Genomic DNA, 13,740 nt, shown 5'->3' with positions numbered 1-13,740 from the left:
TTTTTTCATGAGTACTGGGCCATGAGTATTGGGCCGCGTGTCGCCGTCGGCGGATTCGCGCTGGAGTCCGTCTCCTTCCTGCCGCAGCAAACCGGCGTCGAAGACTTCGAGCGCGAGGCGCGCCGCGGCGGGGACCTGATCGATGCGCTGTCGGGCACTGCAAGCGTAGCTGGCGGCTTTCTGGCGGCGCTTGAGGCCGGCGGCGCGCAGGCGGTTCCCTTGGTGCACACGGACTGCTCGGCGGCGGGGCCGGCGAGCGATGCCGCCTTCGAGCGATTTCGCGACGAGCTTCTGCAACGGCTGGCGGACGACGGTGCACTCGACGGCGTCCTGCTGTTTCTGCACGGGGCCATGACGACGCCGGCGCGTCCGGATCCGGAAGGCGATCTGCTGACGGCCCTGCGGGCTCAGGTCGGTCCGGATCTGCCGGTGATGGTCGCCTTCGATCTCCACGCCAACCTTTCGCCCCGCAGCGCGGCACTTTGCGACGCGCTCTTCGGGTTTCATTTCTCGCCGCATGTCGATATGGCGGAAACCGGGATGCGGGCCGCGCGCTGTCTGCTGGCGAAACTGGAAGGGCGCGTCGACCCGCAACTGGCTCTGGTGAAGGTACCTCTGGTCCTGCCGAGCATCTTTACCGCCACGGCGCTGGCCCCGCTCTCCGACCTCGTGGCGCGGTCTCTGGCGCTTCCGGAGGAGGTGCCGGGCATCATCGATGCCTCGATCTTCTGCGGCTTCGCCTATGCTGATACGCCGGACATCGGCTTTTCCGTGGCCGTGGTCGCCAACGGCGACAAGGCCCTGGCGCAGCGCGAAGCAGAGAGGTTGGCTTCAGAGATCTGGCGCAACCGAGCCGCCCTGCTGCACGACGACATGGTGCACAACCTGAGCGACGGCATTGCGGTGGCTTCACGGCAGGCACGGCGGGCTGACCGTCCTGTTGTGGTGTTGGAGCATGCGGATCGGCTGAACAACTCGACCTGGTGTCTGCGGCGTTTGCTGAACGAAGCTCCGGCGCTTGCGGTCCACTGTCCCTACTTCTGGGACCCGGCAGCGGTCGAGGCGGCCAGCGCTGCCGGCGTCGGTGCACGCGTGTCTTTGGTGCTCGGCCACAACACCGAGGAGCGGGCGGGCGGCCCCCTGGCCGTCGAGGCAGAGATCCTCTGGGTGGGGGAGAAACGGTTCGCCGGCACTGGGCCGATGCGCCGTGGGCGGCAAGTCGACCTTGGTCCGGCGGCGCTGCTGCGCATCGGCCGGCATACGGTTTCGGTCGTTTCCGTCTGCACCTCGGCCATCGATCTGGACGCCCTGGAACAGTTCGGCATCGACTTCGCTGAACTCGACGTTCTGCTGCTGCGCTCCAAAACCCATTTCCGCGCCGTTTTCGAGCCTCTTGCCGCGTCCATCGTCATCGTCGACACGCCGGACTGGGGGACTGCCGACCTGAGCATCCTGCCTTACCGTCACGTCCCGGCTGGGATTTACCCGCTGGGGCGCGAAGCGCCCGCGCCCCATCCTGATCGTCGGGGTGCGCCCATGCATCCTTCCGCCTAAGCCACTTGAACCGAGAAAACCCGTAGAGGGAGCCTGCAATGCCCGAACCCGCGATCGACAGCTATCCCATCGAACTGGAAGCGCCGGACATTTCCGCCTATGCCGCCGGCAATACCGGCATCGACTACATCACCCGCTTCGACGCGGCGGAGCCGGGACCCCACGTGATGATCACGGCTGTCGTTCACGGCAACGAGATCTGCGGGGCCATTGCGCTCGACTGGCTGTTCCGCAACAACGTGCAGCCGGTCAAGGGCTCACTCTCGCTCGGCTTCATGAACGTGGAGGCCTATCACAGTTTCGATCCGGCGAATCCCACGGTCTCGCGCTTTGTCGACGAGGATTTCAACCGTCTCTGGGCAGCCGGGACGCTGGACGATCCGTCGCGGGACTCCGTCGAGTTGCGGCGTGCCCGGACGGTGCGGCCTTACATGGATGGCGTCGACGTTCTTCTCGACATCCATTCCATGCAGCACAAGACGCCGCCGCTGATGATGGCGGGGCCGTTGCCCAAGGGGCGGAAGCTGGCGCGCGACGTCGGCCTGCCGGAAATCGTCGTCAGCGATGCCGGCCATGCCGCCGGCAAGCGCATGCGCGACTACGAAGGCTTCGCCGAGGCCGCCAGCCCGAAGAACGCGCTGCTGATGGAATGCGGCCAGCATTGGGAGGCGATGGCGGGCCCGCTGGCGATCCATACCGCCCTGCGGTTCCTGCTGGTGACCGGTACGGTGGCGCCGGACTGGGCCGCCGCCGCTGAGGAACTAGCCGGCGTGACGCTGCCCCAGCAGCGCTTCATCGAGGTGACCGGCCCGGTGACCATCGAAACCGAGGATTTCAGCTTTGCCGAGGACTACAAAGGCATGGAGGTGATTCCGGAGGCGGGCAGCGTGATCGCCCACGACGGCGCCAAGCCGGTGACCACGCCCTACGACGACTGCGTTCTGATCATGCCCTCCCGCCGTCTGAACCCCGGCGCCTCGGCAGTCAGGCTGGGCCGCTATGTGGAAGCGGTGTAGGGAAGCCGTTCAGGGCGCCGTCTTCGCGGGGCAGCGCTAAGCCTTCAGCGCGCCGATCAGGGTGTCGCAGACCCGCGCAACGGTGGGCTCATCCAGATAGCCATGCATGGGCAGCGCCAGCGCTTCGGCGCTGGCCCTTTCGGATACCGGCAGCGACCCCGCCCCGTCCCCGTAGGCGGCATAGGCCGCATGCAGGTGAAGCGGTTTGGCGTAGTAGATGGCGCTGGCGATCCCGGCCGCGCGCAAGGCCTCGCGCAGTTGGTCGCGCTGGGCCGCGCGGACGCAGTAGACGGCCCAGGCAGAGCGCCCGTCCGGCGGGCCGGCGGGCATGCGCAGGTGGCCGCGGAGGCGCGCTTCGTACCAAGCCGCGGCCTGCGCGCGTGCCTCAAGTTCGCGGTCGAAGACATCCAGCTTTGCCAGCAGAACCGCTGCCTGCAGGCTGTCGAGGCGGCTGTTCATGCCCACCTGCCGGGCTTCGCCGGTCGCGTCGAAGCCATGGCCGCGAAGCCGGCGGCAGTGCTCCGCCAAGCCCGGGTCGTCGGTCAGGATCGCGCCGCCGTCGCCGAAGCAACCCAGGGGCTTTGAGGGATAGAAGCTGACGGTGGTGATCGGTGCCAGGCTGCCGACCGGCCGCGCGGCCGGACCGCTCCCCTGGATTGCCCCGAAGCTCTGTGCCGCATCGGCAAGGACGTGCAGGCCCGCTGTCCGTGCAAGCGCATGGATCGCCGGATAGTCCGCCGGGCGGCCGAAGAGGTCGACGGGGATCACCGCGCGGGGCGTCAGCTTTCCTGCCTTGCGGACCGCTTCGACAGCGTCTTCCAGGCGCTGCGGGTCCATCGTCAGGGTCGTGTCGTCGATGTCGACGAAGACCGGTGTGGCGCCGGCCAGGACCACGGCACCGGCCGTCGCGGCAAAGGTGAAGGGCGGGACGAAGACCGCATCGCCACGCCCCACGCCCATGGCCATCAGCGCGATCTGCAGCGCGTCGGTTCCATTGGCCACGGCGATCGCGTGGCCGACGCCGGAATAGGCTGCCAGGCGCGTCTCCAACGCGCCGACGGCGCCGCCGAGAATGAAGTCGCCGCCGCTGAGCACGGCCGCCATGCGATGTTGGATCGCCTCGCCGATGACGGCCATCTGCTTTTGCAGGTCGACGAGGGGCACCGGCGGCAGCGGCGAGGGTTCCGGGACGGCGGCCATGTCTAGAGCATATTCCGACCAATTGGAGCCATTTGACCGAGGCCCTTTCTTGGCATGGCAAGGCGCAGTGCGCAATGCGATGTGGGGCATCGGATGAGCACTGCAACGCAGCCAGGCGAAGAAAGAGCCCGGCCTTCGGTGGTCGCTGGCGGCTCATCGGCAGCGTTGCGCTGATTGCCCGATGCGCCGCATCGCGCTTCACAGCGCGCCTTGCCCAATGAGCCGCCAGCGACCATCAAATTGACTCCAATTGGTCGGAACATGCTCTAGCTGCCGACCTTCCTGGCGGGCCCTTGATCGCTGTTCACCTCCATCACGAAGCGCGTATGGGCCTGCAGTTCGCGGGTGGCGATCAGGGCCGCTTCCAGCGCGCGGCGGCCTTCCTCGCCGGAAACGATGGGGCGCCGTCCTTCGCGTACACAGGCGATGAAGGCGCCGATCTCGCGCTCCAGGGCGTCGACCTCCTCATAGCTCTCCTCGCGGATATCGACGGCGGCTGCCGAAACGCCGTCGCCGGCGCGGCGGGCGATGCTGAGGCTCTGGGAATCGAAGTTGACGCTCAGGTAGCTGCTGGGCTGGAAAATCCGCATGCGCCGCTCGGTCTTGAAGCTGATCCGGCTGGCCGTGATGGTGGCGATGCAGCCGTTTGCGAATTTGATGCGCGCGGTACAGATGTCCTCGTGATCGGTAAACACCGGCGCGCCGGCCGCATCGATCGCCAGGATCGGCGAATCGACCAGCGACAGAACCAGGTCGATGTCATGGATCATCAGGTCGAGCACCACGTTGACATCGGTGCTGCGCCCGCTGAAGGGGGCGATGCGGACGGAATCGATGTAAAGCGGCCGCGTAACGTGGCGCCGCAGGGCCTCGGCCACCCCGGAAAACCGCACGAGATGGCCCACTTGCAGGATGCATGCGCGCTTCTTGGCCAGTTCGACCAGGGCGTCGGCCGTCGCCAGGCTGTCGGTGATCGGTTTCTCCACCAAGACGTGAATCCCCCGCTCCAGGCATTCGCGGGCGACCTCGAAGTGGGCCTGGGTCGGTACGGTCACGCTGGCCGCTTCAATCCTGCCGAAGAGTTCGCGAAAGTCGGAGACTGCAGGCACGCCGAGGGTCTCGCCCACGGCCTTGGCCCGCGCCATGTCTATGTCGGCGACAGCCACCAGTTCCGCCTGTTGAGAGGCGGCGATCTTCTGGGCGTGGTACGTGCCGAAATGCCCCGTTCCGATCACGGCCATCGGCAGTCTTTCAGAAACCAACCGGACCTCCTGGCCCTAGCGCCGCCCCTCATGGCGGATAGTCGCACCCTTTGCGGTCCCGGCAGCCCGAGCCGTCAGCCCGCCTATTCTTTGCGTTTCAACCCTTCTTGTCCACGGAGGAATGCCGCTATTCCGGGCCTGGGTGGGCAAAGTCTGTGGTCCCAAATCGCCGCCTCGGCGGTCTGACCGGGCCGGCAGGCTGGCTTAACCGCCGCGAAGCCGCTATGGGGGGGCATGTTCGACGCACGTCTTCGCAAGGTCATCGACCCGCCGCTTGACAGGGCCGGCCGGCACTTGGCGCGTCTGGGCGTCACCGCCAACGGGGTGACGGTGGCGGGGTTCCTGGTCGGCTGCGGCGCCTGGGCGCTGCTGGCCCTGGAAAGCTATGGCTGGGCCTTGGCTCTGATCCTGCTGAACCGGCTGGCGGACGGGCTGGACGGGGCGGTGGCCCGCCACGGACGGGTGAGCGACCTTGGCGGCTACCTCGACATCGTGCTGGATTTCCTCTTCTACTCCGGCGTGATCTTCTTTTTCGCTGTCGGGCGACCGGAGGAGGCGCTGGCCGCGGCCTTCCTGATCTTCTCCTTCATCGGCACCGGCGCCAGTTTCCTCGCTTTCGCCACCCTGGCGGCCAAGCGCGGCGTTACCACCGCCGCCCGGGGCAAGAAGTCGATCTACTACCTGGGCGGCCTGACCGAGGGTACGGAAACAATCGGGCTCTTTGTTGCGATCTGCCTGTTTCCGGACCTCTTCGCCTGGTTTGCCTGGCTTTTCGGCGCGCTCTGCTGGCTGACGACAGGCGTCAGGATCTACTCAGCGGTGGAAACGTTCAAACACTAGGCAGGGCCTGCGCACTGGCAACTCAGTGTGGAAAAGCACTGGGGCATGGAAAAGCGCTGGGCATGGAAAAGCGCTGGGGCCAAGCCGCCTTGTCTTCCAAATCTTAACGTCCAGGGCCTAGAAGCAGTCATCATGTGCGGACTTGTCGCCATCTTTTCTCAGGGAGAGCCCGTTTCCGCCGAGCTCTTGGAGCGCGGTCTGTCCCGGCTGCACCACCGCGGGCCGGACGGCAGCGCTGTCTGGGTGGCCGCGCACGGCCGGGTCGGACTGGGCCATGCGCGCCTCAGCATCATCGATCTGGAAGGCGGCGCCCAGCCCATTGCCAGCGAAGACGGCGACCTGCGGATTGCAGTCAACGGGGAGTTCTACGATTTCGAGCGCGAGCGCGCGCGGCTGGAACGCCGGGGCCACCGCTTCCGAACCCGGTCCGACAGCGAGATCGCGCTCCATCTCTTTCAGGACCTTGGCCTGCGCAGTGTCGCGCAGCTGCGCGGCGAGTTCGCCTTCGTGCTTTGGGATGAAGCGCACCGTCGTCTGATCGCTTGCCGGGACCGCTACGGCGCCAAGCCGCTGTACTATGCCTGGCATCGGGATCGCCTCTACCTGGCGTCGGAAGTGAAGGCGCTCTTTGCCGCCGGCGTGCCGGCGTCCTGGGATGTGGAGAGCATGGTGCGCGGCAGCGCCCTTCGCGGGCCGTCGCGCACTTTCTATGCCGGCGTCAGGGCTGTGCCTCCCGGCCATTGGCTCCTGGTCGACGACCAGGGCCTGCGTTTGGAGCCTTACTGGGACGTCGACTATCCGCGCAGCGGCGCGGCACGTACGGACCGGCCGGAGGGCGATTGGGTCTCTGCGTTCAGAAGCGAGTTGGAGCAGGCGGTCAGGCTGCGCCTGCGGGCGGACGTGCCGGTCGCCTGCTACCTCAGCGGCGGCATCGACTCCTGCGCGATCCTCGGCCTGGCGGCGCAACAGATGACCAAACCGCTGCACGCCTTTACCCTGCGCTTTGAGTCTGCGGACTTCGATGAGGGTGGCATCGCGCGGGATATGGCTGCCCTTGCCGGCGCCGCGTACGACCCCATTGTCGTCAGCGAGGACGGTCTTGCCGAGAACCTGTCGGATTCGGTCTTTCATGCCGAGCAGCCCTTCAGCAATGCGCATGGTGTCGCCAAGTATCTGCTGAGCCGCGCGGTCCGTGATGCCGGATACAAGGTGGTTCTGACAGGAGAAGGCGCGGACGAGGTACTGGCAGGCTATCCGCACTTTCGCGTCGACCTGCTGGTACAGGAGTACGACAAGCTGGGCGACGAGGCGGTTCGGGACCGCATGGGCGAGATCCTCGCGGCGAACGGAGTGTCCATGGGTCTGCTTCTGCCCAGAAAGACCGGCGATCTTTCGCCCGGACTCAAGGACCTGCTCGGCCGCAGCCCCACCTGGATGCATCAGCACTTTACCGCCTGGGACGACAGGATTGCGGTCTATCGCGATGTGGCCGACAGCGAGCGGGCGCGCGACCCCGCCCAGATACTGCTGGCCGAACTCGATCTGACCGCGAGGGCCAAAGGCCGCTCGCCGCTGAACCAGGCCCTCTACCTCTGGGCCAAGACCATGCTGCCGAACTACATCCTCACCGTGTTGGGAGACCGGGCTGAGATGGCGCACTCCGTGGAAGGGCGTCTGCCCTTTCTGGACCACCGGCTGGGCGAGTTCCTCCAGGCTGTGCCGTCCGATCTGAAGATCCGTGGCATGACCGAGAAGTACCTTCTGCGCGAAGCGGTGCGCGATGTCGTGACTCCGGAGCTGTACCGCAGGCAGAAGCACCCCTTCGTCGCGCCGCCCATGGGCCTGGAGCCGGGTGGCCGTTTGTACGAGTTGACGCGCGACGTCCTGACAAGCCAGGCGGCGGCCGCCGTGCCCTTTCTCAACAGCGCCGCTCTGCGCAGCCTTGCCGACGGCCTGCCGAAGCTGGCGCCCAAGCAGCGCAGGGCGCTGTCGGGGCGTATCCTGCGCGCCCTGAGTACGATCTTGCTGCATCAGCGCTTGGGCCTGGCCGGATAGAGCCCAAGCGCCCATACCTTCGGCCGCCTTTGTATCCCGGCGGGCCGGGCTGCGGTTGCAGCCCCCGGCCCTGCAGGCGCATGCTACGCGTGAAGACGAAATCCGACGCAGCAGCGGGAGTGCAGGCAGCAGATGATCAAGAACTTCAATCCGCCGGAAGTCTGGGCGCCCTTCGGCGCCTTTTCCATGGGCGTGGTCCAGGGCGAAGGGCAGATTGTCTACCTGAAAGGCCAGGTTGCGCTCGACCCTGAGGGCAAGGTCGTGGGCAGGGGCGACATGCCGGCGCAGCTGCGTCAGGTGCTGGAAAACATCCAGGCCGTGCTGGCCCACGTCGGCGGCACCATAGCGGACATTGTCTCGCTGACCCAGTACGTGACCGACATCGAGACCTTCATGGCCTCCGGCGCGATCCGGCAAAAGTTCTTTGCCGAGCCTTATCCCGTGACCACCACGGTGGAGGTTTCGCGGCTCTACGATCCGGACCTGATGGTGGAGATCACAGCGATCGCCGAAGTTCCCCGCGACCGCTTCCGCGCACCCGGCGACTAGACACTTCCTCTGAACACTCCGCAGAACAGGGACCCAGACGCGTGGTTCGGGCCCTGTGGCACCGCTGAGCACTCATCAACTAGCATAGAGGGCCGGTTCCGCGCAGCGGAACGGCAATGGCTCAAGGCCGCGAAAGGCAGGTTAGACATGCTGGAAATCGAAGCGCCACCGCAACTGGTGCTGACCATCGACATGCTGGCGGTGATTGTTTTTGCCGTCTCGGGCGCCCTGGTGGCCTCGCGCAAGAGCCTCGACATCGTCGGCTTCATGTGGCTTGCAGTGCTCACAGGCGTCGGCGGCGGCACGCTGCGCGACCTGCTGCTGGGTGTGCCGGTGTTCTGGATGGTCGCGCCGCACCACGTCATCGCCTGTCTTGTCACGGCGGTGGTCGTGCATTTCACCGCGCATCTGGTGGAGTCCCGCTACCGGGTGCTGTTGTGGTTCGACGCCCTGGGCCTCGCCCTGGTGACGGTGGCCGGCACCGCCAAGGGCTTGGACAACGGCACCGGCGCGCTGGTCGCGGTGGCCATGGGCGTGGTCACGGGTACTGTCGGCGGGATCGTGCGTGACCTCGTCGGCAACGAGCCCTCGGTCATTCTGAGGCGCGAGATCTACGTGACCGCCTCGGGGCTCGGCGCCTGCACCTACGTCATCCTGGCCGAGCTGGCGTTGCCGGCGCTGGTTGCCGGCACGATCGGCGTCTTCGTCACCTTTGCCATCCGTGGCCTCGCCATCACCTACAATTGGTCGATGCCCGCCTACCGCCACCGCCCCGGCCGCACGCTCGAGGAGATCGAGCAGGCGCGGAAATAGGGGGTAATGCGGCTGAAACGAGGACGCCGGACGTTGGGGTGCCTTGGGCGTTCAGCCGCGCCGCCGAGGGACGGCGCGGCTGATTTCGCCTCAGTTCGGCGTCAGCTTGTAGATGTCGCCTTGATCGACGGCGGCATAGAGACTGCCGTCGGGCCCTTGAACGACCGAGCGGAAGCGGCCGGCGGCCATGGGCAGGGACATCGTCATCACGCTGTCGACAGACTTGTCATCGTCAGCGAGATCGATGATGTCGATGCGCATGCCGACCGGGGTTCCGCCGAAGCCGATTCCCATGATCCCGACGGCCAGGCGGCCGTTCCAGGTGCCCCATTGGTCGCCGTCCAGGAACGCGGCTGAGGAGGTGCCCTGCGAGAGGCCGTTGTTGGTCCAGGCCGGCGGCATCGCGTCGGGGTAGGTTGCGGTGTCGGTCATCGGCATGAACTTCACCCGCTCCACCGGATCCATGCCTTCCATCTGATTGGGCATGTAGCCGCAGTAGTTGACGGGGCAGTCGCCACGGCCGGCCATGTTGGGGCGCGGGTCCCACCCGCCGTTGCCGCCGTTCACAAGCACCGTGATTTCGTCGGAGTGCCAGGGGCCGTGCTCGGCCACGACCGGCTGGCCGTCGCTGGGCCGGAAGGCGATGCCCTGAACGTTGCGGTGGCCGTAGGTGAAGATGCGCGGATCGAAGCCCGCGGGCGGACTGTTGTCCGCCACCGCATTGCCGTCCCGGTCGACGCGCAGCACCTTGCCGCCGAGCAGCGTCGGCGATTGCGGAACGGCGCCGTTATGGGTGTCGCCGGTGGTCAGGTAGAGATGCCCATCCGGGCCAAAGCGGACGCGCCCGCCGTTGTGCGCGCCAGGGCCGCCGAAGGGATGGTCGGTGGCTTCCGGCTTGTAGGGGACGTCCTCGATGATGTCGGTGCGCTCCGACACCGCGCTGAAATCGCCGCTCACCGTCAGGCGCATGAGACGGTTGCTGCCCGGCGCCGTCATGCTGGACGTCGAGTAGACGTAGATGAAGCGGTTCGCGTCAAACTCCGGATCGACGGCCACACCCTGCATACCGGCCTGGCCCTCGCAGAACAGGTCGTCCGCCGTGCTCGGATAGCCCTCGGCCCCGGTCATGCCCAGGAGGGGATTGACTTCGCCGGAGGGCAGCCGAACCGAAAGACCGAGGCACTTCTCGGTAAAGAACATGGTCCCATCCGCGAGGAAGGCCATGTCCCAGGGGCTCTCCAGCCCGGACAGAACCGTTGTGTGCGTGAGGCTGGGCGCGCCGGCATGCCCATCTGCAAGGACCGGGGTATAAGCCATGGCAGAGGCCACGACCGCGCTGAGGGACCAGAGAGTCAGATTGCGTCTCATTTTAGATCCTCCCGTAGTTTTTTATGTTTGTTACTCTGTTTAATCAGAGTGAGAAGATCGTAGCCCAGACGCAAGTCACTTCAACTGCTTTCCTCAGCGCGAAGTGAATGCCCCGGCGCGAAATCGAGCAACACTGCGTGTGAGCGCCGCAGTTCATGCGCTCGCGCAGACGGATGCCGGCCTGCTTGGTGTCGTCCGATCCAACCTAGAGCAGATCCGCGTTTGATGGAATCGCCGCAGGCGATCCATCAAGCCGGTGAATCTGCTCTAACTCTTAGGTGTAGAGCGGATTCACATGTTTAGGCGCAAACACCAAAGTGTTTCCGTCTAAACATGATCCGCTCTAGTCGCCGAAAACTGCGGCGTTTGATAACGCGTAGCGTTGGTCGTCGACCCGGATGAGATGGCGGCCGTCCTCGGTCCGCCAATCGGTGTCGAAGCCGTTGCCGGACATCGTGGCGTTGGCTGAGATGAAGCGGCCATGCGCGAAGAACAATGTGCGCTTGAAGCCGTTGGAGAACGTCACGACAAGCGTCGCATCACCACCGCTGCCGCGCGCGACGCCGAATGCGCACTGGCCCATCGACTGATCGCGGACCTGCGCGCAGGAGAGCGTTCCGCTGGCGTCGAAGTCGCCGCGGCCCGCACGCGCTGCGCTGTCGTCGGCACCCATCGGCACGGTCCCGTCCGGTGCGCGCGCCGGGCGGAGCGAGTCCGCCGCAACATAGCCGCGGGTCCGTCCGTGAAGGGGCCGGACCTTGCACCAGACCTGGCTTCCGGCAGGCGCGCAGCCGAGATTGGCGAGGATCGCGCCATCGGCGAGTGTCCCGATCACGGACGCATTCGACGCCGGCGAGGCGCGCATCTCCGTCCCGTCGCGGGCCGTCACCTGCCAGCGCCGTGGGCCGCCGTCCTCGGGTGCGGCGATACCCAGCCCGGCGGCTGTGTCATCGGCCTTTGAAGAGTGGTCTGCGGCCCAGGCGTTCAGAGCGATCATGCCTGCGGCGATGGTGCCGGCAGCGATGGCGCGGAGAATCCTGTGATGCATTGGCTGTCTCGTCACCCCGGCGGACGAGGCAGCGGCAGTCTTGCCCGTTCGCTACGCATCGGGCCTTTGACTACTGGAAGGTCGCCGAAATGTAGGCGGCAAGGTCGGCGATGTCTTCATCGGACAGCTTTTCGGCCCAGGACATCATGATGGCGGAGTTGGGCCCGACCATCTCCCGGGCGCGATACTGCATCAGCCGGTCTGCGATGTAGTCTGCATCCCTGCCGGCAATCGACGGGAAACTCGCCATGCCCCTTCCGGCCTTGCCGTGGCAGTTGATGCAGCTCTCTGCGTACTGCGCCTCTCCGGCTGCGGCGTCCTCGCCCCGGGCGTGCGACACAGTGAGGGCCAAGGCTGCGCAGACCGTGAGCAGGTGCAGCGCTTTCATTCCGATTTCCTCCCGATCCCTTATGGTTCTTGTCTAGGGACGCAACGGAGAGACTACGACGCCCGCGTGGCTTGTCAATTCCGCGACACCCCGACCCCAAAACCGTATGTGTGCCGGGACGACAGAGGCAGATAGAGTTGTCGCGCCAGAAAGGACCCGCCGGAGCCCGCCGGAGGGCCATAATGTCTGTGACGAAGGACCCAAAGCGGGCTAGCTTACGTCGCCCGCGAAACAAATCAGGTTGCCGTCGGGGTCCTGCACAATGAAGGTGCGGGCGCCCCATGGTTCGGTTTTCAGGGTCTGGTGGAATGGGACCTTCGCTTGCTGAAACTCCAGGAAGAGCGGCTTGGCATCATCGAGCGTCAGCGTCGCGGAAAGGGCGTCACGCTCCTTGGTTCGAAACGCAGCGTCGAACACCGGTCCGCCAACCTTCCGCAGGTTCAGACGCCCGCCATCACGATAGACCTGAGCGTGAAATGGCGGGTTGCCATAAAAGAACCCGGTTTTGAAGCCGAGCTTTTCGACATAGAACCGGCAGGCACGCTCCATGTCGGAGACGAAGAGCTGCGGTTCGGCCGCCATGATCGTCGGCGTGCGGGCGCGGGAGGGTGCTGATGCGGTCATTGTCTCCATACCTTTCATGAGCGCCGGCCAGGTCTCGAAACCGTGCTTTCTGGCGATGAGCTCCTGCGCGTCGCTGAGCTTGAAAGCGGCGTGCAGGACCTCCTTGTCGGACAGATTCTGATATCGGGCCAGGAACCGGCTGATCTGGGCCGCGACAGGAAAATATCCTTCACGGTGCCATCGCAGGAAAAGCTTGGCCTGTTTTCTGAGGTTTTCGATGTTCGGCATGGGCGCGCTTCTTGATAGGACTGTGTCGTAGGCGGGCAATGCCCCTCCGGCTTGCAAGCCGATGCGCCCTACAGCAACGCGTTAGAAGCTAGGAAGGTTCAAACCTGGCGTCAAGGAACCAAGGCCGTGGGAGGCCGCTTTTCAATCGAACGCTGCCGCCGCGCGCTGGATCCCGCGCTCGCCAGCCCCAGAGAATTGGGCTACGAAGGCAAAGGGCCTGCTCGGCGACGAGCGGGCCGAGGACAGAGATCTGCGTCACCTGTTCGGTGACAACATCTGAGGGACCAAGATGACAAAGCGCGGCCGCTGCCTTTGCGGAAACACACGGTGGGAGTTTGAAGGCGAGGTCACCTGGGCCTGTTACTGCCACTGCGACGACTGCCGCCGCAATTGTGCCGCACCGGTGGTGGCCTGGCTCGGCGTACCCGCCAAAAACTTCAAGTGGCTGGGAGACGCGCCGAAAACCTTCGAAAGCTCCAGAGGAGTCAGGCGGCACTTCTGCGCTACCTGCGGCTCCCCGATGGGATTTGAAGCGGATCATTACCCCGGCGGGATGCACCTTTACGCCGCTTCTTTGGAAGACCCCGACGATTTCGAGCCGACGTTCCACGTGAACTACGAGAGCAGGCTGCCCTGGCTTCACATCGACGATGATCTTCCAAAGTACGAAGGGACGCTGCTTCAGTCACCGGAAGACCCAAAGGGCTACGCATCAAAGTAACTGCGGATCGCCGTTGAAGCAGAGGGCGCAGCTGGCCGGAATGGAAAAGGCCCGCCGGAACGAACCGGCGGGCC

Annotated in this window: 13 protein-coding genes; 7 read left to right on the top strand and 6 right to left on the bottom strand. The window is 65.6% G+C overall.

The window, feature by feature from the left end:
* Positions 1-21 precede the first annotated feature (21 nt).
* Both Q0982_RS13635 and Q0982_RS13630 read left to right on the top strand, forming a co-directional pair.
* Positions 22-1,554: a M81 family metallopeptidase gene (locus Q0982_RS13635; protein WP_299396457.1), complete on the top strand. Its 1,533-nt coding sequence runs from the start codon at positions 22-24 to the stop codon at positions 1,552-1,554.
* A 38-nt stretch (positions 1,555-1,592) separates the two neighbouring features.
* A complete protein-coding gene (locus Q0982_RS13630; RefSeq protein ID WP_299396456.1) occupies positions 1,593-2,570 on the top strand; it encodes a M14 family metallopeptidase in 978 nt (325 codons plus the stop codon).
* 36 nt (positions 2,571-2,606) lie between these two features.
* Here Q0982_RS13630 and Q0982_RS13625 read toward each other — a convergent pair whose 3' ends face one another.
* Both Q0982_RS13625 and Q0982_RS13620 read right to left on the bottom strand, forming a co-directional pair.
* The gene (locus Q0982_RS13625) at positions 2,607-3,770 is read right to left on the bottom strand and encodes a DegT/DnrJ/EryC1/StrS aminotransferase family protein (protein WP_299396454.1); all 1,164 of its coding nucleotides are present in this window, start codon (positions 3,768-3,770) and stop codon (positions 2,607-2,609) included.
* Between the two features lie 266 nt (positions 3,771-4,036).
* A complete protein-coding gene (locus tag Q0982_RS13620) occupies positions 4,037-5,011 on the bottom strand; it encodes a Gfo/Idh/MocA family protein (protein ID WP_299396453.1) in 975 nt (324 codons plus the stop codon).
* 255 nt (positions 5,012-5,266) lie between these two features.
* On the opposite strand from Q0982_RS13620, the gene Q0982_RS13615 reads away from it, so the two are divergent.
* From Q0982_RS13615 to Q0982_RS13600, 4 genes are all read left to right on the top strand, one after another.
* Positions 5,267-5,872 carry a CDP-alcohol phosphatidyltransferase family protein gene (locus tag Q0982_RS13615; protein WP_299396451.1) on the top strand — a complete coding sequence of 202 codons (606 nt, stop codon included), beginning with the start codon at positions 5,267-5,269 and terminating at the stop codon, positions 5,870-5,872.
* 132 nt (positions 5,873-6,004) lie between these two features.
* Positions 6,005-7,927: an asparagine synthase (glutamine-hydrolyzing) gene (asnB, locus tag Q0982_RS13610; RefSeq protein WP_299396450.1), complete on the top strand. Its 1,923-nt coding sequence runs from the start codon at positions 6,005-6,007 to the stop codon at positions 7,925-7,927.
* A gap of 132 nt (positions 7,928-8,059) precedes the next feature.
* On the top strand, positions 8,060-8,476 hold the full coding sequence (locus Q0982_RS13605; RefSeq protein ID WP_299396448.1) for a RidA family protein: 417 nt from the start codon (positions 8,060-8,062) through the stop codon (positions 8,474-8,476).
* Between the two features lie 147 nt (positions 8,477-8,623).
* On the top strand, positions 8,624-9,289 hold the full coding sequence (locus tag Q0982_RS13600) for a trimeric intracellular cation channel family protein (RefSeq protein ID WP_299396447.1): 666 nt from the start codon (positions 8,624-8,626) through the stop codon (positions 9,287-9,289).
* A 90-nt stretch (positions 9,290-9,379) separates the two neighbouring features.
* Here the strand turns inward: Q0982_RS13600 and Q0982_RS13595 are convergent, their stop codons facing one another.
* The 4 genes from Q0982_RS13595 to Q0982_RS13580 all read right to left on the bottom strand — a co-directional run bounded on the left by Q0982_RS13595 (position 9,380) and on the right by Q0982_RS13580 (position 12,945).
* Positions 9,380-10,657 (bottom strand): sorbosone dehydrogenase family protein, encoded by a 1,278-nt coding sequence (locus Q0982_RS13595; protein WP_299396445.1) that lies wholly within the window; start codon positions 10,655-10,657, stop codon positions 9,380-9,382.
* Positions 10,658-11,000: 343 nt separating this feature from the next.
* Positions 11,001-11,705, bottom strand: a complete 705-nt coding sequence (locus Q0982_RS13590; protein ID WP_299396444.1) for an SH3 domain-containing protein — start codon at positions 11,703-11,705, stop codon at positions 11,001-11,003.
* Between the two features lie 70 nt (positions 11,706-11,775).
* The gene (locus Q0982_RS13585) at positions 11,776-12,093 is read right to left on the bottom strand and encodes a c-type cytochrome (protein ID WP_299396442.1); all 318 of its coding nucleotides are present in this window, start codon (positions 12,091-12,093) and stop codon (positions 11,776-11,778) included.
* A 210-nt stretch (positions 12,094-12,303) separates the two neighbouring features.
* Positions 12,304-12,945: a VOC family protein gene (locus tag Q0982_RS13580; RefSeq protein WP_299396441.1), complete on the bottom strand. Its 642-nt coding sequence runs from the start codon at positions 12,943-12,945 to the stop codon at positions 12,304-12,306.
* 289 nt (positions 12,946-13,234) lie between these two features.
* Here Q0982_RS13580 and Q0982_RS13575 point away from each other — a divergent pair, with 289 nt between their 5' ends.
* Positions 13,235-13,666: a GFA family protein gene (locus tag Q0982_RS13575; RefSeq protein WP_299396439.1), complete on the top strand. Its 432-nt coding sequence runs from the start codon at positions 13,235-13,237 to the stop codon at positions 13,664-13,666.
* Positions 13,667-13,740: the final 74 nt, after the last annotated feature.

Source organism: Pelagibius sp. (assembly GCF_028281305.1).
Classification (GTDB): domain Bacteria; phylum Pseudomonadota; class Alphaproteobacteria; order Kiloniellales; family Kiloniellaceae; genus Pelagibius.
The sequence above is the reverse complement of the archived record's forward strand: the minus strand, read 5'-3'. Positions and strand labels throughout refer to the sequence as shown.

Bases quoted from the DNA above. Each gene is read 5' to 3' on its own strand.
- Q0982_RS13620 (WP_299396453.1), bottom strand. From the start codon at position 5,011: ATGGCCGTGATCGGAACGGGGCATTTCGGCACGTACCACGCCCAGAAG.
- Q0982_RS13600 (WP_299396447.1), top strand. From the start codon at position 8,624: ATGCTGGAAATCGAAGCGCCACCGCAACTGGTGCTGACCATCGACATG.
- Q0982_RS13635 (WP_299396457.1), top strand. From the start codon at position 22: ATGAGTATTGGGCCGCGTGTCGCCGTCGGCGGATTCGCGCTGGAGTCC.
- Q0982_RS13585 (WP_299396442.1), bottom strand. From the start codon at position 12,093: ATGAAAGCGCTGCACCTGCTCACGGTCTGCGCAGCCTTGGCCCTCACT.
- Q0982_RS13625 (WP_299396454.1), bottom strand. From the start codon at position 3,770: ATGGCCGCCGTCCCGGAACCCTCGCCGCTGCCGCCGGTGCCCCTCGTC.
- Q0982_RS13630 (WP_299396456.1), top strand. From the start codon at position 1,593: ATGCCCGAACCCGCGATCGACAGCTATCCCATCGAACTGGAAGCGCCG.
- Q0982_RS13590 (WP_299396444.1), bottom strand. From the start codon at position 11,705: ATGCATCACAGGATTCTCCGCGCCATCGCTGCCGGCACCATCGCCGCA.
- Q0982_RS13575 (WP_299396439.1), top strand. From the start codon at position 13,235: ATGACAAAGCGCGGCCGCTGCCTTTGCGGAAACACACGGTGGGAGTTT.
- asnB (WP_299396450.1), top strand. From the start codon at position 6,005: ATGTGCGGACTTGTCGCCATCTTTTCTCAGGGAGAGCCCGTTTCCGCC.
- Q0982_RS13595 (WP_299396445.1), bottom strand. From the start codon at position 10,657: ATGAGACGCAATCTGACTCTCTGGTCCCTCAGCGCGGTCGTGGCCTCT.
- Q0982_RS13580 (WP_299396441.1), bottom strand. From the start codon at position 12,945: ATGCCGAACATCGAAAACCTCAGAAAACAGGCCAAGCTTTTCCTGCGA.
- Q0982_RS13605 (WP_299396448.1), top strand. From the start codon at position 8,060: ATGATCAAGAACTTCAATCCGCCGGAAGTCTGGGCGCCCTTCGGCGCC.
- Q0982_RS13615 (WP_299396451.1), top strand. From the start codon at position 5,267: ATGTTCGACGCACGTCTTCGCAAGGTCATCGACCCGCCGCTTGACAGG.